Here is a 21,192-nt window from a genome sequence, read left to right as displayed (position 1 = left end):
CCTATGACCGATGCCAACACTGCCTTTACCAGCGATCTGGCAGACCGCTTTCCGGGCCACGTTCAAGGCTTTGAAAGTCCCTTCACGCACTACGGCGGACGCCGCGCGTTTCACGGAATGATCGAAACCGTGCGATGCCTGGAGGATGCCGGCCTGATCCGGTCGTGCCTGGCCGAGCCCGGACGAGGCCGGGTGCTGGTCGTGGATGCCGGTGGTTGCAGGCGCGTCGCCGTCCTTGGCGACAAGATGGCCGCGCTGGGGCTTGGCAATGGCTGGGCTGGTGTTCTGGTGAATGGTGCGATCCGCGACTGTGAAGCACTGGGTCGGATTGATTTTGGGGTGCTGGCGCTCGGGGCCGTACCGATTCGGGGTGGCTTGAATGGAGCGGGAGAACGTGGCGTGGAGCTGGCGTTCGCAGGTATTGCGTTCCGGAGTGGGGATTATGTTTATGCTGACGCGGATGGGATTTTGATTTCGGATGTTGGGTTGATGTGAGTGGACTCAACGAGAAGAGGGGTCTTCGCCGAATTGCGGGGATCGTTCTTGGCAGGCGCTGCTGTTTCGCCGGCGTAGCCGGCGAGTCACTTTTGTCCGAGCGACAAAAGTAACCAAAAACGCGTTTTGGTTGCCCCAAAGGGGCGAATTTTTATCGTAGTGGGCCAGGGGTGTTGTACGGGTATAGGCTTCAGAGTGCGTTACGCTGCCTGCCGCGTGGGGCACCACCGTGAGTGGGAATACAGCGCTGATTGGACGAGCCCTGCAAGCGTCTGTGGCCCCTGCTACTACCCACATCGTGTAATCGCCTTCGGCTGCGCTACGCGCAGAGCCCTAGTCTGAGCGCGTGGGCCCAGGGCAAACCACGCCTCGGGGACGATGCCCGCGCATGGCATGCCGAAGTAGAGAAAGGACCTTGGACGAACCTGGGCGCCAGCGACGTTGATGAGCTCACATCCCGACGACGCCGTGCGCGCAGCGCAGCCGAAGGCGTCCCACCACTGACCTGATTGAAACGCTGTACCCGAGTCCGTCTTGGGGATCGTCCAAAAGCCGTGCCGCGCAAGGCACAGGTTCTGAATCACATGGCGTAGCAGGGTCGAACCACTGACCACCATCGCAGGCGTCCAAAGCCGTTTGAACTCCTGCCGCCGTGGAATTGATGGCCAGCGGCAACGACGCGCTTTTTGGTTACTTTTTGTCGCTCGGACAAAAAGTGACTCGCCGGCTACGCCGGCGAAACAGCGGCGCCCGCCAAGCACAACACGCCAATCAATTCACCCCATGCCCCAAAAACAAAAAACCGGCACCACAAAGTGCCGGTTTTCCCATGGTGCGCCGCGCATCCACGCGGCGCCGTCACTACAACTACCGCTCAGTCTTCAAGCTTAGGCAACGAAGCGCTAACCGCCGACGACAGCAGCCCAGTCTTCGCATACGTCTGCAGCTTCTCGCGGGTATCCACGATATCCAGCGTACGCATGGTCAGCTGGCCAATACGGTCCAGCGGCGTGAACATCGACTCACCCTTTTCCATGGTCAGCCGTTCCGGCTTGTAGGTCAGGTTCGGCGAGGTGGTGTTCAGGATCGAGTAGTCATTGCCACGGCGCAGTTCGATGGTCACTTCGCCGGTCACGGCACCCGCCACCCAACGCTGGGCGGTTTCGCGCAGCATGATGGCCTGCGGGTCGAACCAGCGGCCCTGGTACAGCAGGCGGCCCAGGCGGCGGCCGTTGTCGCGGTACTGCTCGATGGTGTCTTCGTTATGGATGCCGGTGATCAGGCGCTCGTAGGCGATGAACAGCAGTGCCAGCCCCGGGGCTTCGTAGATGCCGCGGCTCTTGGCTTCGATGATGCGGTTCTCGATCTGGTCGCTCATGCCCAGGCCATGACGCCCGCCGATGACGTTGGCTTCGGCAAACAGCTCGACGCTGTTGGCGAAGGTCTTGCCGTTCAGCGCGACCGGCTGGCCCTGCTCGAAGCGCACGGTGACTTCCTCGCGCTTGACTTCGACTTCATCGCGCCAGAACTGCACGCCCATGATCGGCTGCACGATGCGAATGCCCGAGTCCAGGTGCTCCAGGTCCTTGGCTTCGTGCGTGGCGCCCAGCATGTTGGAGTCGGTCGAATACGCCTTCTCGGTCGACATCTTGTAGTCGAACCCGTTCTGGCGCATGAACTCGGACATTTCAGTCCGGCCGCCCAGTTCGTCGATGAACTGCTGATCCAGCCACGGCTTGTAGATCTGCAGGCCCGGGTTGGTCAGCAGGCCGTAGCGGTAGAAGCGCTCGATGTCATTGCCCTTGAACGTGCTGCCATCGCCCCAGATGTTGACGCCATCTTCCTTCATCGCAGCAACCAGCATGGTGCCGGTGACGGCGCGGCCGATCGGGGTGGTGTTGAAGTACGTGACGCCGGCGGTCGAAATGTGGAACGCACCGCACTGCAGGGCAGCGATGCCTTCGGCGACCAGTTGCGTGCGGCAGTCGACCAGACGGGCTTCCTCGGCGCCGTAGGCCTTGGCGCGGCGCGGGATGTCGTCGTAGTCAGGCTCGTCGGGCTGGCCCAGGTTGGCCGTGTAGGCGTAAGGGATGGCGCCCTTCTGGCGCATCCAGAGAAGCGCCGCGCTGGTGTCCAGGCCGCCAGAGAACGCAATGCCGACGCGCTCGCCGGTGGGAATGTGCTGAAGGATGGTAGTCATCGCCAGTAAATCTATGTGAATTTGTCGGCTCTTGGAGCGGCTTTCGGCCGGGGCCGGAAGCACTGGGACTCGGCCGGCCGAGTCACGGGCCGAATCAAGGTGCCGGAAAGGTCCAAAGGCGAATTGTGACACGGCGGCGGGCTTGCGCCAAACCCGGCGTCCGGACAGGCGCTGCGAGACCGTTCAAAACCGGCGAACGCGCCTTTAAAAACTCTCGACTGGTTCGGCCCTGGGGCGCTCCCTATACTCGGCCGCATTGTTTTGCGAATGCGGAGTTGTCATGCTTCATCGTGCCCTGGAAGGCGTGCGTGTACTGGACCTGTCGCGCATCCTGGCCGGACCCTGGTGCACCCAGAACCTGGCCGATCTCGGTGCCGAGGTGACCAAGGTCGAACACCCTGAGCGCGGCGACGATACGCGCGGCTGGGGCCCTCCCTACATGTCTGCTGCCGACGGCAGCGACGCGCGCCTGTCCGGCTATTTCATCAGCTGCAATCGCGGCAAGCGTTCGGTGGCGATCGACTACGGCACGCCCGCAGGCGCGGCGCAGGTGCGCGAGCTGGCGCGCGAGGCCGATGTGCTGGTCGAAAACTACAAGGTCGGCACGCTGCGGCGCTACGGACTGGACTACGACAGCCTCAAGGCGATCAACCCACGGCTGGTCTACCTGTCGATCACCGGCTTCGGCCAGGACGGCCCGATGGCCGACAAGCCCGGCTATGACTACGTGTTCCAGGGGATGGGCGGATTGATGAGCTATACCGGCCAGCCTGACGGCAGCCCCGGTGCCGGGCCGCTGCGCACCGGCGTGGCGGTGGTGGACCTGAGTACGGGCATGTATGCGACCTCGGCTGTGCTGGCGGCGCTGTACCAGCGCCAGGCGACCGGCGTCGGCCAGCACCTCGATATCGCGCTGCTCGATGTAGCCGTGGCGCTCAACGCGAATCAGGGCGCCAATTACCTGGTGTCGGGCGAGAACCCGCAGCGCAGCGGCAATGCGCATCCGAACTGCGCGCCGTACGAAGTGTTCCGCTGCGCGGATGGCTACCTGATCCTCGCCATCGGCAATGACGGGCAGTTCGCCCGCTTCTGCGCAGTCGCCGGCATGGCCGAACTGGCGCAGGACGCTCGCTACGCGACCAACTCGGCGCGCATCGAGAACCTGCCGCAACTGCGCGCACTGCTGACGGAGATCTTCCCGACACGCACGCGCACCGCATGGACCGATGCCTTCGATGCCGCCGGCGTGCCGTGGGGCCCGATCCACACCATGGAAGAAGTGTTCGCGCATCCGCAGGTGCGCCACCGCGGGCTGCAGCAATTCGCCGAGCACCCCGTGATGGGCACCGTCCCGATGGTGCGCAACCCCATGCTCGCTGGCCACACCGGACCGCTGCAGCCGCCGCCGCTGCTGGGCGAACACACCGCGCCGGCCTGAACAGAATCGATACCCTGATACGGAGACACCTGATGAAAACGACTTTTCCTGCGCTTGCCTTGCTGGCCGGCCTCAGCGTGGCGGGCACCGCGCAGGCGGCCTGGCCCGATCGCCCGATCAAGCTGATCGTGCCCTACGCGGCCGGCGGCACCACCGACATCATCGCGCGCATCGTCGGCACGCGGCTCGGGCCGGTGATTGGCCAGCCCGTGGTCGTGGAGAACCGCCCCGGCGCGGGCGGCGCGGTGGGCAGCGCTTACGCGGCCAAGCAGACGCCCGATGGCTACACGCTGGTGATGGAAGTCGAAAGCTCGCACGCGGTGAACCCGAACGTGTACCTGAAGACCGCCTATGACCCGGTGAAGGACTTCGATCCAATCAGCAACCTGGCCGATGTGCCCAACGTGCTGGTCGTGAACCCGGCCTTCCCGGCGACCGACCTGCAGGCGTTCATCAAGCTGCTGAAGGCCAACCCGGGCAAGTATTCGTTCGGCTCGTCCGGCAACGGCGGTCTGAGCCATATGAACGGCGAGCTGTTCATGAACGAGACCGGCACGCGTATGCTGCACGTGCCGTACAAGGGCCTGGGCCCGGCGCTCAACGATGCGGTGGCCGGCCAGATCCAGGTCGTGTTCGACAATATTCCGTCTTCGTCGGGGCTGATCCAGGGCGGCAAGCTCAAGCCGCTGGCGGTCGCGGCGAAGCAGCGGCTGAAGGTGCTGCCAAACGTGCCGACGTACGCCGAAGCCGGGCTGGGCGCCATGAACAACCCGTCGTGGTTCGGCGTCGGCGCGCCGGCCGGCACGCCTGCGCCGATCCTCGACAAGCTCAACGACGCCGTGCGCAAGGTCCTGGCGGAGCCGGAGGTCATCACCGCCATCGAGAAGCAGGGCGCGATTCCGGCCTGGACCTCGCGCAAGGCATTCGGCGAACTGATCCGTACGCAGAATGCGCACTGGAAGAAGGTGGTCGAGGATATCCACTTCACGAAGCTGCAATAAGCCACACATCGAGGAACACATCATGAGCGAACACGCCTCCAACACGCACGCCGGCGTCGAGATCGACGGGCGCGGCGTTGCCACGCTGACCATCCGTGAAGCGGGCTCGCTGAACATCCTCAGCACGCCGGTGATCGCGGACCTGACGCGCGCGGTGAACGCACTGGCCGCCAATGACGCCGTGCGCGTGCTGGTCGTGGCCGGCGCCGGTGCAAAGGGCTTTATCGGCGGCGCCGACATCAAGGAGATGGCCGCGCTGACGCGCGAAAGCGCCGAGGTCTTCATCAGCGGCCTGCGCGGCCTATGCGATGCGCTGCGGCACTTTCCGGTGCCGGTGATCGCGCGCATGCCGGGCTGGTGTCTCGGCGGCGGTCTGGAACTGGCGCTGGCGTGCGATATCCGCATTGCCGCGGACAACGCCCAGTTCGGCATGCCCGAGGTCAAGGTCGGCATCCCGTCCGTGATCCACGCGGCGCTGATGCCGCGGCTGGTCGGCAACGCGCGTGCTGCGTGGATGCTGCTGACAGGCGAACTGTGCGGCGCCGAAGAGGCGCTGTCGTGGGGACTGGTGAACCGCGTGGTGCCGCTGGCTGAGTTGGACGACGAAGTCGAACGCATTGCCGCATTGTTTGCCGGCTTCGGACCGCAGGTCGTGCGCCAGCAGAAGCGTCTGCTGCGCGAGTGGGAAGAAGCGCCGCTCGATGTATCGATCAACAACAGCGTGGCTGAGTTTGGCCGCGCGTTCGATACCGGCGAGCCGCAGCATCACATGGCGACGTTCCTGAATCGCAAGCGGTAAATCCGCATAGTGATTAAGGCGCGGTCGACGCGACCGCGCCGCCCTCGCGCGTGGCCGCCACGCGCGGATCATTGAGCAGGAACTGCACGAACGCTGCCGCAAACCCGGGCAGCTTGCCATCGGCGCGCACGATCAGGTTGAGTTCGCGCAGCGCCCACGACTCGGCCAGCCGCACGCCCACCACGCGCGCGTCGCGCAACGCGGCCGCCGCGACACTGCGCGGCACCAGCGCCACACCGACTCCCGCCTCCGCCAGCGACAGCACCGCCTCGAAGCTGTGCGCATGCAGTCGTACATTGGGGCCTTTGCCCGCACGTTGCGCCATATCGCGCAAGAACAGGAAGTTGCTGCTGGTGCGGCTCATGCATACGAAATCGAACGCGAGCGCCGCGCCGAAGCGCACCTCCGCCTCGCGCGCGAGCGGGTGGTCCGCCGCCACGGCAAGAATCAACTCGTCGACGGCATAGCGCACCGCGCGCACGCCGGTGGTATCGAAGTCGCCAGCGAGGATGCCGACGTCGGCTTCATGCGCAGCCACCGCAGTCAGAATCGCCTGGCTCGCGCGTTCTTCCAGGTCGATGTTCACGTCCGGATTGGCCGTCAGGAAGCGGCTCACGCTCGGAATGATGAAACCGTTGAGCGAGCTACTGTTCGCCAGCAGCCGGATGTGGCCCTTGAGCCCGGCGGAGAAGCGCCCGACCTCGCCGTGCATGCGCTCCACGCCGAGCAGCAGTTCGCGCACGTGGACCAGCAGCGTCTCGCCGGCCGGCGTCAGCTCCATGCCGCGCGCATTGCGCACGAATAGCGGCGTGCCCATCGCATGCTCGAGATTCTTCAGCCGGTAGCTCGCCGCCGACGCCGTGATGTGCGTGGCAGTCGCCCCGCCGGAAAGGCTCTGCGCGTCGGCAATGGCCTGGAACAGGCGCAGGTCGGTCAGTTCGTAACGCAATGCAACCCCATTTGTGTGTCTGTAGCCGCCGTGCCAGATTGAATGGAGGCGGCGCGGTCATTCTATGCCATCCCTTGTGCCGTAGAGGGCGCCGCTGAGGTGCCGGCATATCGATGTGGACGCCGTCCAGTTTCTTTGCTAAGGTATTGTGGACGGCGTACACAAACGCAGTGCCGCCGCTCGCCGCGGATGCAACGTTCCCGGCCCCAAGACTGATTCCCTCCGGCCATGCGCAAGCGTGTCCCCCAACAGGAGATGTCCATGCTAGTCCAGCCTTATCTGTTCTTTGAAGGCCGTTGCGAGGAAGCACTCGAGTTCTACAAAAAGACGATCGACGCCAAGCCCGGCATGCTGATGCGGTTCAAGGACAATCCCGAAAAGGACAAGGTCGGTGCCGGCGAAGGCTGCGGTCCTACTGCCGCCATGGATGACAAGGTCATGCACGCCGAGTTCAAGGTCGGCGACAGCCTGATCATGGTGTCCGACGGGCGCTGCACCGGCAATCCGCAATTCCAGGGCGTCGCGCTGTCGATCACCTACGACAACGTAGCGGCACTGGAAAAGGCATTCAACGGCCTGACCGAAGGCGGCCAGGTGATGATGCCGCTGTCCACGACCTTCTTCGCCGAGAAGTTCGGCATGGTGACGGACCGCTTCGGCGTGCTGTGGATGCTGATCAAGCCTGCCCAGCACCAGTAAGGCGGCGCTCCGACTGACCCGCAAGGGGGCCTCGCCTCGCTTACAATGCGCGGCTCGGCGCCCTTGCCGGAGACCAAGCCGGAGATACCGCCATGGATGACCGCCTCGACGAACTCGAGATCAAGCTCGCGTTCCAGGAAGACCTGCTCGAAACGCTGAACCTGACCGTCGCGCGCCAGCAGCGACAGCTTGACCTGCTGCAGGAGCAGTTCCGCGCGCTCTATCAGCAGGTGACCAGCGCGCCCTCGACGGCTGCCGAGTCCAACCCGCAGCACGAAATCCCCCCGCACTACTGAGCCTCAGGCGGCACTTGGCCGTGCCTTTGTTCCCGCACTGGAACGCTCCTCTGCCGATCCGTGTCTGACAGGCACTACGCAGACAACATTGCGCCCATGCGCGCACCCAGCCTCATGCGCCTTCATCGACGCCTATTGCTTGCCGCGGCGACCCTCGCCGTGACGACCGCCGCCCACGCCGGCTACAACATCTGGACGGGCGAATACACGTTCACGAAGCAAGAACTGCAGCAGGCCGTGGACAAGCGCTTCCCGGCCACACTGCGCTATGCGCAGGTCGTCAGCGTCCAGCTCACGCACCCGCGCCTGGTGCTCGACGATGCCAACAACCGCATCACGACGCAGATGGATGCCCGGCTCACCAACGCGCTGACGGCATCGCCGCCGGTCAACGGCACGCTTTCGCTGAACAGCGGGCTGCGCTACGACAAGGCGCAACGCGCCGTGCTGCTGGACAACCCGACCGTGCAGGACGTGGAAGTCCAAGGCATGGCGTTGTACAAGGAGCAGCTCAATGCCATCGGCGCGGTGGTCGCGCAGCAACTGCTGAAGGATTACCCGATCTACACGTTCAAGCCGGAGGAGCTGCGCTTCGGCGGCAAGGACGTCGAACCCGGCGCGATCACCGTGGCGCCCGAAGGGATTCGGGTCGAAGTGAAGGACCAGTAGCGCTCAGCCGGCCGGCGGAGGCGCTTGTGGCGTGACAGGACAGCCGGCACACTCCTCCAGCAGCCCGACCAGCAACTGGGCTGCGCCTGACAGATTGCGTCCACCGGGGTACACCAGCGTCAGCGGTAAAGGCGCCGGAGCGAGGTATTCCAGTATCAGTGGCGCCAGCGTTCCCGCGGCCAACTCCCTGCGCACAGCCTCGTGGGTCGCGAACAGCACCGCGTCAGACGCGCCGGCCACCTCGCACAACACCTGCACGTTGTCACACTCCAGCCGTACCGGCAGTTCGTCGGCACTGGGCAGTCCGAAAAGCGCTGCCAGTTCGCTGCGCGCGCGTGGCGGCAGCGTGGTCGTAGCAAGCCCGAAGCCGGCGATCTGCCCGCGCACCGATTCCTGGCCCAGTCCGGCCAGCGGATGTCCCGGACGCACAAAGAACCCCATGCGCTGCGCTGGCAACTCCCGCACCTGGAAATCCGCCGGCGGCGGCAGGCTGTGGGTCACGGCCACGACGAAGTCCAGTTCGTCGCGCTGCAGCTTTTCGAGCAACCGACGCCAGCTCTCGGTTTCCACGCGCACCACCAGCCCGGGATAGTCGCGCGCCACACGTGTCATCACGGAACCGAGGAAGGCCGCGGCAGGGAAAGAACCCACGCCAAAGTTCACCGTCCCCGTCTCGAAGCCGCGCAGCCGCCCCGCTTCGCGCTGCAGCGCACGTACATCGCCAAGCATGCGGCGTGAGCGCTCCAGCACCATTGCGCCGGCTTCCGTCAGCACCAGCCCGCTCGCAGCACGGTCCACCAGTTGCAGCTCCAGCGTTTCCTCGAGCGTCTGGATGCTGCGCGTCAGCGCCGGCTGGGTCAGGTTGAGCCGGCGCGCGGCGCGCGAAAAGCTGCGCTCTTCGGCCAGCACCGCGAAATGCTCGAGACGACGCAAGCTGAGCATATAGATTTATTTCATAGGGAGGGCCACAAATATGCATTGGATTTCACTGGGCGGCAATCCCTATACTCGGCTCGCAGACCTGCCAAAGAGCATTCGGCGACCCACCGGCGCCAGGCTGCGACCTTCCATTACGGAACAGGAGACAAGATGGACAGCCTTGCCCCGCAAGCGCGCCGCACTACGCGCCTGAGCCTTGTATTCGCCGTCACCGTCGCCGCGCTCGCCGGCAACGCCGCCAGTGCGGCATCTCCCAACGACTGGCCGCAGGCCGGCAAGCCGGTACGCGTGGTGGTGCCGTTCAGCGCCGGGTCGGGCAGTGACGGCCTGCTGCGCCTGATCGCCAAGCGCGTGTCGGACCAGACCGGCGCGAACCTGATCATCGATAACAAGCCGGGCGCCGGCACGTTCATCGGCGCAGCGGATGTGGCGCATGCCCCGGCCGACGGCCACACGCTGCTCTACACCATCGTCGTCACGCACACGCAGAATCCGCATCTCTACAACAAGCTGCCGTACGACGCGTTCAAGGACTTCACGCCGGTGGTCCAACTCGTGCGTTCTGCCACCGTGCTCGTGGCCAACCGCAACGCGCCGTTCAACAACGTGCGCGAGATGGTGAGCTACGCCAAGCAGCATCCGGGCGCGCTCAACTTCGCGTCGTACAGCCTCGGCTCTACCTCGCATTTGAACGGCGAGATCCTGCAGCAGCGCGCCGGCATCGAGATGGTCCACGTACCGTACAAGGGCACCGCCGACGCCACGCGCGCGCTGCTGGCCGGCGACGTGCAGGTCTATTTCGACGGCACCTCCACCGCCGTGGAAAACGCGCGCGCGGGCAAGGTCAAGCTGCTCGGCGTGGCGGCCGACAAGCGCCTGACGGTGCTGCCGGACCTGCCGACCATGGCCGAACAGGGCGTCCCGGGACTCGACATCGTCGGCTGGCAAGGCGTGTTCGGGCCCGGCAAGCTGCCGCCGGCCATCGCCCAGAAGATCGCCAACGCGTTCCGCACTGCCGTGGAAGCCCCCGATATCGCCGAACTGATCCGGGCCCAGGGCAACGAGATCAGCGGCGCCGGCCCCGATGCCTTCAGGCAGATCGTGGCCAACGACTATGAACGCTGGGGCGCGGTGATCAAGCGCATCGGGCTCAAGCTCGACTGATCGCCTCGTCAGCAAACCCTACAAGACACGGACAAAGGAACACGCAATGCACGATTTAGTCATCCGTGGCGGCACCATCGTCGACGGCACCGGCCAGCCGGCCTATCAGGGCGACCTTGCTATCGACGGCGGGCGCGTTACCCAGGCTGGCGGCAAGGCCGGCGCCGCGCGGCGCGAACTCGATGCCAATGGCGCGCTGGTCGTGCCGGGCTGGATCGACATCCACACCCACTACGACGGCCAGGCCACGTGGGACCCGTATCTGTCGCCTTCGACCTGGCACGGCGTCACCACGGCCGTGATGGGCAACTGCGGCGTCGGCTTCGCGCCGGTGCGCCCGGCCGACCGCTCGTGGCTGATCAAGGTGATGGAAGGCGTCGAGGACATCCCCGGCTCGGTGCTGTCCGAAGGCATCCAGTGGGACTGGGAGACCTTCCCGGAATATCTGGACGCGCTGGACCGCCGGCCCAAGGCCCTCGACATCGGCGCGCAGATTCCGCACGCGGCGCTGCGCGCGTATGTGATGGGCGAGCGCGGCATCCACCATGACGAGGCCACGCCGCAGGATCTCGACCAGATGTGCCGGCTGATGCGCGAAGGCATGGCAGCGGGCGCGCTCGGCTTTTCGACGTCGCGCACCTTCCTGCACAAGTACGACGAACGCAAGTACCCGCCCGGCACGTTCGCGAGCGGCGACGAGATCACGAGCCTCGGCCGCGTGCTGGGCGAGGTCGGCCACGGCGTGTTCCAGATGACGGCCAACCATGTGTCGATGGGCAACGAGCTGCCGTGGCTCGAACGGCTCGCGCGCCACAACAAGCTGCCAGTGTTGTTCAACCTGCAGCAGACCGATCCCGCGCCCGACCTGTGGCGCGACCTGCTGGCCGCGCTCGACCAGGCGCATGCCGGCGGCGTGCCGCTGTATGGCGGCATCAGCGGGCGGCCACTGGGGCTGCTGTTCTCGTGGCAGAGTTCGCTGCACCCGTTCATCGCGTGTCCGGCATTCCAGGAACTGGCCAGCCTGAGCTTCGAGGCACGCCTGTCCAGGCTGCGCGATCCCGCCGTGCGCGAGCGTATCCTGACCGAGCCGCGCGCGCGAATGGACAAAGGTCTGGAAGCAATGTTCGGACACTTCGAGCGCATCTTCCCGCTCGGTGACACGCCCGACTATGAACCGCCACCCGAAACCAGCGTCGCCGCAATTGCGGCCCGGCGCGGACAGACGCCGCTCGCCGCCATCTATGACCTGATGCTGGAACAGGACGGCCGCGCGATCCTGTACTACCCGAGCTTCAACTACTCGTACGGCTCGCTCACGCACTTGCACGAGATGCTGCAGCATCCGGCCACCGTGAACAGCCTGTCCGACGGCGGCGCGCACTGCGGCTATATCTGCGACGTCAGCATGCCGACGTTCATGCTGACCCACTGGGCGCGTGAACGCACGCGTGGCCCTCGCCTGCCGCTCGAAGCCCTGGTCAAACGGCAGACCGCGGACACCGCCAGGCTCTATGGCCTGTCCGACCGCGGCACGCTGCAGCCGGGCATGAAGGCGGACATCAACGTGATCGACTATGACAGCCTGAAGCTGCACGCGCCGCGCATGGCCTTCGACCTGCCCGCCGGCGGACGCCGCCTGGTGCAGGAAGCCGATGGCTATCTGGCGACACTGGTGGCCGGCGTGCCGATCTTCGAGAACAAGCAAGCCACCGGCGCCCTGCCCGGCAAGCTGTTGCGGGGCAAGGCGGCGGCCTGACACGATCGGTTCAGTGTTCCGGCCTGCGCCGGAACACGACCGCCAGCCCGGCCAGGATCGCCCCCATCCCCGCGATCGCCATCGGCGCCAGCCGGTTCCCCAGCAGCAGATAGTCGAACACGGCCGTGCCCGCCGGCACGAGATAGAACAGGCTCGTCACGTTGACGAGGTTGCCGGCCCGGATCAGCCTGTAGAACAGCAGCGTCGCGGCCACCGAGATCACGAGCGCCAGCCACGCCAGCGGCACGAAGAAGGCCAGCGTCGCATCGAACGCGAACGGCTGGAACGTCAGGCACAGCAGGCATGCCAAAGTGCTCACGCCATACTGCAGCGGCAGCACCTGCGCAGGCGTGCTGGTGAGGCGCTTTTGCAGGATCGCGCCTATCGTCACGCTCATCAGCGAGGCCAGCGCGAACAACACGCCGGCCGGCGACAACCGCGCCATCAGCAGGCTGTCGGCTACCACCATGGCCAGGCCGGCAAGGGACAAGGCCAGTCCCGCCATCCGCGCCGCGCCAAAGCGCCGCTCGGTCAGCAACAGCGTGAGCATCGGCTGCGCGCCGAGGATGGTGGCCAGCACGCCCGGTGTCAGGCCGCGCTCGAGCGCCAGGAAGTAGCCGATCGAATATCCCGCCACCATCAGCAAACCCGCCAGCGCGGCCTGGTACCGTTCACCACGCCGCGGCAACAGCTGCCCCTGCGCAAGCGCGATGGCGATGAGGACGGCAAGCGCCAGCGCAAAGCGCAGCGTGAGCAGCGCGAACGGCGTGGCATGGTCGAGCGCCCAGCGGGCAAAGATCGCGCCGCTGCTCCACAGCAGCACGAAAAGGGGCGTGGCGCCCAGAGAGGCCAGCGTACGCTGGCCGGAAGCGGCATCGGTCTGTGCCGCCAGTTGATGGTCAATGCGCATGGTGTTGCACCTGTCGAATGCATGGCAGGCTCCGGCACACGCGTGCGCCATCAGCGCATTGAAGCGCCAAGGGTGGTGTTACCGGAGACGTAGAGAGGCGCTGCGGGAGAACCCGTCAGCCAAGCAATGCCGGCGGCGGATGGGCGCCGGCGGTCGCCGGGGGTGGCGACGCGACAGGAGGCGGAGAAGCCACCGCCACCAGCGCAGCGAGACCGCGTGCGCGCGCACCGGCCGCAAGGGCTGGCTGGGCGTGGCGATGGCGGGCTGCGTTCATGATGTCGGAAGCGTGGAAAACGGTAAGACGAATGAAGCGATGCTAACGGGCGAACGCGTGCGGGTCAATCACCGGGCGATGCAAGCAGCGCCGTCAAGTCCGACAGCGCCTGTGCGCAAGGCTCCTCGACCTTGAGCGCTAGCATCGGATCGGCACGCGTCACGCCCAGATTGACCACGGCCACGGGCTTGCCCATCTGTTCGGCCCACACGCAGAAGCGGTAGCCCGAATACACCGTCAGCGACGAGCCGACCACGAGCACTGCGTCCGACTGCGCCAAGGCTTCGCGCGCGTCATCGACGCGCTCGCGCGGTACGGATTCGCCGAAGAAAACCACGTCGGGCTTCAGCAGGCCGTCGCACCGCTCGCACGACGGCACGCGGAAATGCGCGAACAGCGGTGATTCGAAGTGGGCATCGCCGTCAGCGGCAGGCTCGGCAATCACATCGCGCAATTCGCCGTTCTGCTCGGTGAGCCAGCGCTGCAAGCCGGCGCGGTCATGGCGTGTGCCGCACGACAGGCAGATTGCACTGCCGATGCTGCCGTGCAGCTCGATCACATCCTCACTGCCGGCACGCTGGTGCAGCCCGTCCACGTTCTGCGTGACAAGACGCGTCACATGCCCTTGCCGCGCCAGCGTCGCCAATGCGTGATGGCCGGCATTGGGCTGCGCGCCGGCCGCCACGGGCCAGCCGATCATGCTGCGCGCCCAGTAGCGCTGGCGCCCCGCATGCGAACCCAGGAAGGCCTGCAGCGTGATCGGCTGCGAACGCTGCCACTGCCCATTCGCATCGCGGTAGCCGGGAATGCCGGAATCGGTGCTGATGCCCGCGCCGGTCAGCACGAACAGGCGCGGATGGCGCCGCACGAAGTCGCCGAGCGCGCTCAAGTGGGCGAATCCTCGGCGGCCGACTGGCGCGCGGCCTGGCGCGCTTCCCACGCCTTCAGTTCGTCGCGGTAGCGCTGCTGCTCCTGATAGTAGTAATCGAAGATGCAGGGATCGCAGCCGGAGCCGCAGCATTCGTTGTCGCCGGGCTGCTCGGGCGGCACGGGACGGGGGTCGTCTTGATCGGGATGGTCTGGCACGGAACAACTCGGAATGGCTAAACCGGCGATGCCGGGGTTGCCAACAGTATATTCCCGGCGCGGGAAGCAGGCTGGTGTGGCGATCTCGACGCTGGCCGCGGACTAGTGATTCAGCAACGCGTCCCCCACCGGAATCACCAGCACATCGCCCGTCATGCAAGCGATGTCATCGCCAGCCAGCCAGCGCGACACCAGATCCGTCAGCCGGCCGCCGATACGCGCAAGTTCGGCTGGGTCGGCCAGATAGACCGCATCGATCACGTCCTGGTCGAACTGCAGCGCCGCGCCGTGGCGCGGGCGTATCACCCCGGCACCCGGCGGTTCGGCCTGCCAGTTCACCTGCACCCGGCTACCGTCGCCCGCGCTGTATTGCGCTGACATCGGGAAGAGACGGCACGTATGCTCCCGGGTCCACTCGACAAGGGCTGTCATGGCGGTTCCCCCTTCTACGGGCGCCGGCGTGCCGGCTGGATCGTTCAACGGCTCAACACATGGTAGAGCCAGTCGTGTGCGCGCCTGGGCACACCAAGGCCGTTGGCGTCCAGCGGGCGCCCGCGCACGTGCAATTCGCCCCCGTACAGGGCGTCCACCGCCGTCTGGGCATCCGGAAAGCGGCCGACAACGCCGCTGCCCAGCATCAACATCCAGTCTTTTTCCCGTGGAATCAAGGTCAGTTGCCCGACGGCGGTCTGGTAGAAGAAGTACCCGTACATTCGTAGCCCAGAACCTTGCTCGTCCTGTAGATGGTAGTCGTTCGCGCGGCGGCTGGCAGGCCGGACTGCGATGCGGCGATCTGAACGCTTCCGCTGGCCATGATGAATTGTTTCGACGGTGGACTCGGGGCCACGCGCTTTGCGCCAAGATATCCGCAAGCATGGCCGGCCTTTGCACGGCACGGCCACCTGAGCCAGACCCGAGCCGTACATCCGGCGTCCGCTGATCTGTCCCATGAACGTTGCGATCCGACCCCGATGGTTGGCTGCGCTGCTTGCTGCCGCATTGCTGCTGGCAGTCGACAGCGCGCGCGCGGCCACGGCTACGGCCACGGAGCAGCCAACGCCGGCGCCAGGGCCACCGCCCGCCGTCACGCCGGCCCCGCCCCCGACCGTACCACCCCCGGGTCTCGGCCGCCCGCGCATCTGCCTGGTACTGTCCGGCGGCGGCGCGCGCGGTGCGGCGCATATCGGCGTGCTCAAAGTGCTGGAAGAAATGCGCGTGCCGGTGGACTGCATCGCCGGCACCAGCATGGGCTCGCTCGTCGGCGGTGCCTATGCCAGCGGCATGTCACCCGCCGACATGGAACAGCTGGTGGCCGGCCTGTCCACCGCGAAAATCTTCAAGGAGCGCCCGCCGCGCCAGGACCTGACGGTGCGCCGCAAGCTGGACGACTACACCAACCTGTTCACGCCCGAGATCGGCATCAAGGACGGCAGCATCCAGTTGCCCAAAGGGGCGGTATCCGGCGTGCAGCTCGAGACCGTGCTGCGCCAGCTGGCCAAGGTACCCGGCTACCGCGACTTCGACCGGCTGCCGATTCCCTACCGCGCCGTGGCCACCGATCTCGTCGCGGGCACGCCGGTGGTCTTCAGCAAGGGCGAACTGGCGCAGGTAATGCGCGCCAGCATGTCCGTGCCCGGCGCGGTCGCGCCGGCCGAGTACGAAGGGCGCCTGCTCGTGGATGGCGGCCTGACCGATAACCTGCCGGTGGACGTGGCGCGCCAGATGGGCGCCGACATTGTCATTGCGGTGAACCTCGGCACGCCGCTGATGCGGCGCGACGAACTGAATTCGATCCTCGGCGTCACGGGACAGATGCTGAACATCCTGACCGAGCAGAACGTGCGCAGTTCACTGGCCTTGCTCAAGCCCACGGATGTGCTGATCCTGCCGGAGCTTGGCGATTTCTCGGCCAGCGATTTCGATCACCTGACTAACACCATTCCCGTCGGCGAAGCCGCCGCGCGCAAGGTGGCCGATCGCCTCGCGCCGCTGGCCTTGCCCGCAGAGCAGTACGCCGCGCTGCGCACGCGCCAGCAGTCCCTGGATCCGCCGGACCTGCGTCCCGTCGACGAGATCCGCTTCGCGCCGATGCAGCGGGTCAACCCCGCTTATTCCGCCTCGGTCATGGAGACCAAGCCCGGGGAACCGATCGACCAGGCGCAGCTTGATCTCGACATGCGGCACCTATTCGGCACCGGCGACTTCGAGCATGTGAACTACGGCTTCCTGGAGGAGCCGGGCCGGCACATCATGGCCGTCGATGCCGTGGAGAAGACCTACGGCCCGAACTACCTGCGCTTCGGCTTGGGATTGACCACGGATTTCCGCGGCGAGTCCTATTTCAACCTCGTCGCCAGCCATCGGCGCCCGTGGATCAACTCGCTCGGCGCCGAATGGCGCAACGACCTGCAGGTCGGCCAGACCTCTGCGCTGCACAGCGAGTTCTACCAGCCGCTCAACACGCGCCAGTACTTCTTCGTGGCGCCGCGCATCGACCTGGAGCGCAGGCCGGTCAATATTTTCCAGGGCAACACCCGCATCGCGCAGTACGACGTGCGCAGCTACAGCGCGTCGCTGGACTTCGGCAGCCAGTTCACCAAGTACGGTGAAGCGCGCATCGGCGTGCAAGTCGGCTCCCTCGATGCTTCGCTCAGTACAGGTCCCGCGCAACTGGCGCCCGGGCCCGGCCATATCCGCCTCGGGGCGATCACGGGGCGACTCTTCCTGGATCAGCTCGACAGCACATCCTTTCCTCGCAGCGGCTATGCCGGCTGGCTGAAGCTCTATGGCGCCCAGCCTGGGCTGGGCGCCGAGCAGGCCTATGTCAAAGGCACCATCGACGGCACCTACGCCTTTTCGTTCGGCAACAACACGTTCAACCTGGGGTTCAAGGCGGGCAGCAAGATCGGCGACCACCCGCTGCCGCGCTACGACTACTTCCAGTGGGGCGGATTCCTGCAGCAATCGGGCTACAGCACGGGGCAGCTTTTGGGCGCCGACCTGCAGTTCGCCCGCATCGTCTACTACAACAAGCTAGCGCGACAGAGCCTGCTGGAAGGCGTCTATGCCGGCATGTCGCTGGAAGCGGGCCGCGTGGGGCAGCCGCTGGTGCCAGGCAGCCCGACTGGGGTGCTCAAGTCGGGGTCGATCTTCCTGGCGCTGGATAGCCCGGTTGGCCCGCTTTATCTCGCCTACGGGCGGGCTGCCGCGGGCGTCTACAGCTTTTATCTGTTCCTCGGCAAGCCTTACTGAAGGGGTTGACGATTCAATTGTTGCTCAGCGTTTCCCCACTAAAGTTGTATGTAATGTCTTAATACATACGGTATAATGTACTTGTCGTTGAGACACAGACCCCGTCTTGACTGACGCCCCCCTTCCCCATCGCCGCCGCAAGCGGCGATTTTTTTTGGGTTCTCGATCAGGGGGATTGGGATTGTCGTCGTAACGCGATGGGTCAGTGCCGGTCCTGTACGGCCTTCAGCAGCTTGAGCCGCGTCTTGCCGTCCGGCGTGAAATGGGTGCCGAAACGCACGAGCCCCGCCTGATGCAGGTGGCAGCTCATGGTGAAGCTCAGCAGCATGCCGGGCTCCGTTTCCTCGATCGTGATGTCGATCGCCTTGAGACGTGGCTCGTAGCGCAGCAGCGTGGCCTCGATTTCGCGCTGGAGCGTGTGCGCGGAAGCTGGCAGGTGGCGGTAAATCCGCGACAGGTCGCCAAGTCCATAGTCGGGCAGGTGTGCCAGCCCGCCCCGGCGACTGTTGAGAATGCGCTGGATGTTGTCCTGCACCGACAGGAAAGTCTGCGTGGCCGGGTCGAACTCATCCACGGCGACGCCGTTCGCAAAATACCCCGTCACCGCCTCGAAGAGCCCTGGCCCGCCCCGCGTCACCGCGACACCTCTTCAATCTCCACGCCAATACCGTCGTCCTCGGAAAACGACAGCCGGATTGCGGCCAGGATTTGCGTGTCCATCATGCGCGCGAGCAACTCGCGCGCCAGCACAGGCAGAATCTGCTGATCCAGCAGGCTGTCGATGTTGCGGGCGCCGGAATCGGGGAGCAGGCAGGCACGGACCAACTCGGCCACCAGCGCGTCCTCGCAGTGCAGGGGCACGCCGAAGCGGCGCTCGATGCGGGTTGCCACCTTCGCGAGCTTCATGCGTACGATCCTTTCCATGGCCTCGGCGGCGAGGGGACGGTATACGACGGTCTGGAAGCGCGCCAGCAACGCGGGCTGGAAATGGTCCACCAGTTGGGGCCGGATGGTCTCCATCAGTATGGCGGTGGTGATATCGCCGCCAGCTTCGGCAACGGCCTGGTTGGCTGCAAGAATTTCATCGCTGCCAAGGTTCGACGTCATGAGAATGACCGTGTTGCGGAAGTCAATGACCCGGCCCTCGCCGTCGCGCATGAAGCCGCGATCGAACACCTGGTAGAACAGGTTCAGCACATCGCGGTGGGCCTTTTCCACTTCATCCAGCAACACCACACTGTAGGGGCGCTGGCGAACGGCCTCGGTCAGGATGCCGCCTTCGCCATAGCCGACATAGCCCGGCGGCGAACCCTTCAACTGGGAGACGGTGTGTGCCTCCTGGTATTCAGACAGGTTGATGGTAATGAGCGATCGCTCTCCGCCAAACATCAGGTCGGCCAATGCTCGCGCAGTTTCTGTCTTGCCGACTCCGGACGGACCGACTAGCAGAAAGACCCCAATGGGTGCTTCCTCGGACTTGAGCCCTGCCCTGGCGGCACGCAGGCTCTTGCCAAGCGCGGCCAGCGCTTCGTCCTGACCCACCACCACCTCACCCAAGCGGGATTCCAATTCCAGCAACGTGGCGAGTTCATTGGACAGCTGGCTGTCGACTGGAACCCCGGTCCAGTCGGCGATGACCTGCGCGATGACGTTCTCATCGACTTCCGCATGAATCAGCGACGTCTGGCCGGCACGCGCGAGCACCTGGTGTGCTGCCAGGATCGACGGCTCCAGATCCCGGCGCGCCGAAGCATCCGAGGCGGCTTGCCATTGCCCACGCAAGGCCAGCAGCGCCTGCGCGGAGTCCTTCTGTTCGGCAAAGGTGCGCTCAAGCTCTTCGTGTTGGGCATCCAGTGAAGCCAGTCGCTCATCGATGGCCGCCAGCCGTTCGGCGTCGCTGGTCCCGGTGGCACCCTGATCCTGTCGCAGGGCGGTTCGCTCGACCTCCAGTGCGGCGCGCTCGGCTTCGCAGGCGGAGATGGCGACCGGTGTCGCCTCCTGGCTCATCCGCACGCGAGCGGCGGCAGTGTCGAGCAGATCTACCGCTTTGTCCGGCAACTGGCGCCCGGTGAGATACCGGCGCGAAAGTTTGACTGCTGCTGCAACTGCTGCATCGGTGATGTGCACCCCGTGGTGCTGCGCATAGCGCTCCTTGAGTCCACGCAACATCAGGCAAGCGCCTTCATCGTCTGGCTCATCGACCTTGACCATCTGGAACCGGCGCTCAAGCGCCGCGTCACGCTCAAAGTACTGCTTGTATTCCGACCACGTCGTTGCGGCGATCGTGCGTAGTTCACCGCGTGCAAGCGCGGGTTTCAGGAGGTTGGCGGCGTCGGCGCCGCCGGCATTGTTGCCCGCGCCAATCAGCGTGTGCGCCTCGTCGATAAAGAGCAAGATCGGCGTGGGCGACTGCTGTACGGCCTCTATCACGTTCTTGAGGCGCTGCTCGAACTCTCCCTTGACGCCAGCTCCGGCCTGCAGGAGCCCCAGATCCAGCGTGAGCACGCTGACATCCCGGATGACTGCCGGGACATCCGCTTGCGCGATCTTGAGGGCCAGCCCTTCGACCAGCGCCGTTTTACCTACCCCCGGCTCGCCCACCAGGATCGGATTGTTCTTGCGGCGACGCGCCAGAATATCGATCATCTGGCGGATCTCCGTGTCACGGCCGAACACGGGGTCGATTCTGCCGTCGCGCGCCTTCTGCGTGATGTCGGTAGTGAACCGTGCCAGCGCAGAGGTGTCGGCCTGACCCGGCAGCGGTCGGGTTGGCAACGCCGGCGGCTGGGCTAGGGAGGCGGACATCTGTGGTTCTACCGGCGCCGGAGATGCAGCGGGCAAATCAGCTTCGGTGGAAATCTTGTTCAGCTCGGGAATCAGGCGTTCAATCTGTGTCGCCGAAATACTCAGCAATGGCCAGGCATCGGGTGCCCGCAGCAGGTTGGGAGTCTCCGCCAACGCGGCCAGGAGGTGGGCGGAGCGGATCGATTGTGCCCCGCTGTCAAGGGAAGCCTTGACCCAGGCGGCTTCCAGCCATTGGCCAAGACGTGCCGACAATCCCGGCTTGCCGCGCAGGTCGTGTGGCAGCCGGTCAATCGCGGTAAGCAGGCCATTCCAGATTCCATCCACATCAAGTTCATATCGCCGCAGGATCGCTAGGGCCTGTTCACACTATCTGAGCCCGTCGACGATGAGCGCAAAATTGATGAAGGCGATGAACATCACGTCCAGCTTGTCGAACCGGGAGAAGATGCGACGAAAGCCT

Annotated in this window: 20 protein-coding genes and 1 pseudogene; 10 read left to right on the top strand and 11 right to left on the bottom strand. The window is 65.5% G+C overall.

Going from position 1 to position 21,192, the window contains the following annotated elements; genetic code table 11:
* Nucleotides 1–3 precede the first annotated feature (3 nt).
* Complete coding sequence (rraA, locus tag KHO41_RS23140) at nt 4–495, top strand: ribonuclease E activity regulator RraA (RefSeq protein ID WP_211955618.1); 492 nt, start codon at nt 4–6, stop codon at nt 493–495.
* A gap of 874 nt (nt 496–1,369) precedes the next feature.
* Here rraA and argG read toward each other — a convergent pair.
* Entirely contained in the window at nt 1,370–2,695 is a 1,326-nt protein-coding gene (gene argG, locus KHO41_RS23135) for an argininosuccinate synthase (RefSeq protein WP_211955617.1), read from the bottom strand.
* A 280-nt stretch (nt 2,696–2,975) separates the two neighbouring features.
* On the opposite strand from argG, the gene KHO41_RS23130 reads away from it, so the two are divergent.
* The 3 genes from KHO41_RS23130 to KHO41_RS23120 are packed head-to-tail and all read left to right on the top strand — an operon-like array spanning nt 2,976 to nt 5,933.
* Nucleotides 2,976–4,133: a CaiB/BaiF CoA transferase family protein gene (locus KHO41_RS23130; RefSeq protein WP_211955616.1), complete on the top strand. Its 1,158-nt coding sequence runs from the start codon at nt 2,976–2,978 to the stop codon at nt 4,131–4,133.
* A gap of 32 nt (nt 4,134–4,165) precedes the next feature.
* On the top strand, nt 4,166–5,134 hold the full coding sequence (locus tag KHO41_RS23125; RefSeq protein ID WP_211955615.1) for a Bug family tripartite tricarboxylate transporter substrate binding protein: 969 nt from the start codon (nt 4,166–4,168) through the stop codon (nt 5,132–5,134).
* A gap of 22 nt (nt 5,135–5,156) precedes the next feature.
* Nucleotides 5,157–5,933: an enoyl-CoA hydratase gene (locus KHO41_RS23120; RefSeq protein ID WP_211955614.1), complete on the top strand. Its 777-nt coding sequence runs from the start codon at nt 5,157–5,159 to the stop codon at nt 5,931–5,933.
* A gap of 13 nt (nt 5,934–5,946) precedes the next feature.
* Here the strand turns inward: KHO41_RS23120 and KHO41_RS23115 are convergent, their stop codons facing one another.
* Nucleotides 5,947–6,882 (bottom strand): LysR family transcriptional regulator, encoded by a 936-nt coding sequence (locus tag KHO41_RS23115; RefSeq protein ID WP_211955613.1) that lies wholly within the window; start codon nt 6,880–6,882, stop codon nt 5,947–5,949.
* Between the two features lie 261 nt (nt 6,883–7,143).
* Here KHO41_RS23115 and KHO41_RS23110 point away from each other — a divergent pair, with 261 nt between their 5' ends.
* The 3 genes from KHO41_RS23110 to KHO41_RS23100 all read left to right on the top strand — a co-directional run bounded on the left by KHO41_RS23110 (nt 7,144) and on the right by KHO41_RS23100 (nt 8,546).
* Nucleotides 7,144–7,581: a VOC family protein gene (locus KHO41_RS23110; protein WP_211955612.1), complete on the top strand. Its 438-nt coding sequence runs from the start codon at nt 7,144–7,146 to the stop codon at nt 7,579–7,581.
* Nucleotides 7,582–7,673: 92 nt separating this feature from the next.
* Nucleotides 7,674–7,877: a SlyX family protein gene (locus KHO41_RS23105; RefSeq protein WP_211955611.1), complete on the top strand. Its 204-nt coding sequence runs from the start codon at nt 7,674–7,676 to the stop codon at nt 7,875–7,877.
* A 114-nt stretch (nt 7,878–7,991) separates the two neighbouring features.
* Nucleotides 7,992–8,546: a DUF1439 domain-containing protein gene (locus KHO41_RS23100; RefSeq protein ID WP_211955610.1), complete on the top strand. Its 555-nt coding sequence runs from the start codon at nt 7,992–7,994 to the stop codon at nt 8,544–8,546.
* A gap of 3 nt (nt 8,547–8,549) precedes the next feature.
* Here KHO41_RS23100 and KHO41_RS23095 read toward each other — a convergent pair whose 3' ends face one another.
* The gene (locus KHO41_RS23095; protein ID WP_211955609.1) at nt 8,550–9,488 is read right to left on the bottom strand and encodes a LysR family transcriptional regulator; all 939 of its coding nucleotides are present in this window, start codon (nt 9,486–9,488) and stop codon (nt 8,550–8,552) included.
* Nucleotides 9,489–9,635: 147 nt separating this feature from the next.
* Between KHO41_RS23095 and KHO41_RS23090 the strand changes: the two genes are divergently transcribed.
* Both KHO41_RS23090 and KHO41_RS23085 read left to right on the top strand, forming a co-directional pair.
* Complete coding sequence (locus KHO41_RS23090; RefSeq protein ID WP_211955608.1) at nt 9,636–10,649, top strand: Bug family tripartite tricarboxylate transporter substrate binding protein; 1,014 nt, start codon at nt 9,636–9,638, stop codon at nt 10,647–10,649.
* 46 nt (nt 10,650–10,695) lie between these two features.
* Complete coding sequence (locus KHO41_RS23085) at nt 10,696–12,405, top strand: N-acyl-D-amino-acid deacylase family protein (RefSeq protein WP_211955607.1); 1,710 nt, start codon at nt 10,696–10,698, stop codon at nt 12,403–12,405.
* Nucleotides 12,406–12,415: 10 nt separating this feature from the next.
* On the opposite strand, the gene KHO41_RS23080 is transcribed toward KHO41_RS23085, so the two are convergent.
* From KHO41_RS23080 to KHO41_RS41320, 5 genes are all read right to left on the bottom strand, one after another.
* Nucleotides 12,416–13,315, bottom strand: a complete 900-nt coding sequence (locus KHO41_RS23080; RefSeq protein WP_211955606.1) for a DMT family transporter — start codon at nt 13,313–13,315, stop codon at nt 12,416–12,418.
* A 338-nt stretch (nt 13,316–13,653) separates the two neighbouring features.
* Nucleotides 13,654–14,478 (bottom strand): NAD-dependent protein deacetylase, encoded by an 825-nt coding sequence (locus tag KHO41_RS23075; RefSeq protein WP_211955605.1) that lies wholly within the window; start codon nt 14,476–14,478, stop codon nt 13,654–13,656.
* Nucleotides 14,475–14,675, bottom strand: a complete 201-nt coding sequence (locus KHO41_RS23070) for an oxidoreductase-like domain-containing protein (RefSeq protein WP_244873982.1) — start codon at nt 14,673–14,675, stop codon at nt 14,475–14,477. Before KHO41_RS23070 ends, KHO41_RS23075 begins: the two co-directional genes overlap by 4 nt.
* 102 nt (nt 14,676–14,777) lie before the next feature.
* A complete protein-coding gene (locus tag KHO41_RS23065; protein ID WP_211955604.1) occupies nt 14,778–15,107 on the bottom strand; it encodes a hypothetical protein in 330 nt (109 codons plus the stop codon).
* A gap of 44 nt (nt 15,108–15,151) precedes the next feature.
* Nucleotides 15,152–15,625: a hypothetical protein gene (locus KHO41_RS41320; RefSeq protein ID WP_244873981.1), complete on the bottom strand. Its 474-nt coding sequence runs from the start codon at nt 15,623–15,625 to the stop codon at nt 15,152–15,154.
* Here KHO41_RS41320 and KHO41_RS23055 point away from each other — a divergent pair.
* Nucleotides 15,624–17,927, top strand: coding sequence for a patatin-like phospholipase family protein (locus KHO41_RS23055; protein WP_244873980.1), 2,304 nt, complete (start codon nt 15,624–15,626; stop codon nt 17,925–17,927). The two genes, KHO41_RS41320 and KHO41_RS23055, sit on opposite strands and share 2 nt — an antisense overlap.
* Nucleotides 17,928–18,129: 202 nt before the next feature.
* Here KHO41_RS23055 and tssE read toward each other — a convergent pair whose 3' ends face one another.
* From tssE to KHO41_RS23040, 3 genes and pseudogenes are all read right to left on the bottom strand, one after another.
* Nucleotides 18,130–18,564 (bottom strand): type VI secretion system baseplate subunit TssE, encoded by a 435-nt coding sequence (tssE, locus tag KHO41_RS23050; RefSeq protein WP_211955603.1) that lies wholly within the window; start codon nt 18,562–18,564, stop codon nt 18,130–18,132.
* Nucleotides 18,561–21,056 (bottom strand): type VI secretion system ATPase TssH, encoded by a 2,496-nt coding sequence (gene tssH, locus KHO41_RS23045; protein ID WP_244873979.1) that lies wholly within the window; start codon nt 21,054–21,056, stop codon nt 18,561–18,563. Before tssH ends, tssE begins: the two co-directional genes overlap by 4 nt.
* A 42-nt stretch (nt 21,057–21,098) precedes the next feature.
* Nucleotides 21,099–21,192 (bottom strand): annotated as a pseudogene (locus tag KHO41_RS23040) (IS5-like element ISCARN85 family transposase); the annotation flags it as partial.

The sequence above is a fragment of the Cupriavidus numazuensis genome, from assembly GCF_905397435.1.
GTDB lineage: Bacteria > Pseudomonadota > Gammaproteobacteria > Burkholderiales > Burkholderiaceae > Cupriavidus > Cupriavidus numazuensis.
This window is presented reverse-complemented; position numbering and strand designations above follow the sequence as displayed.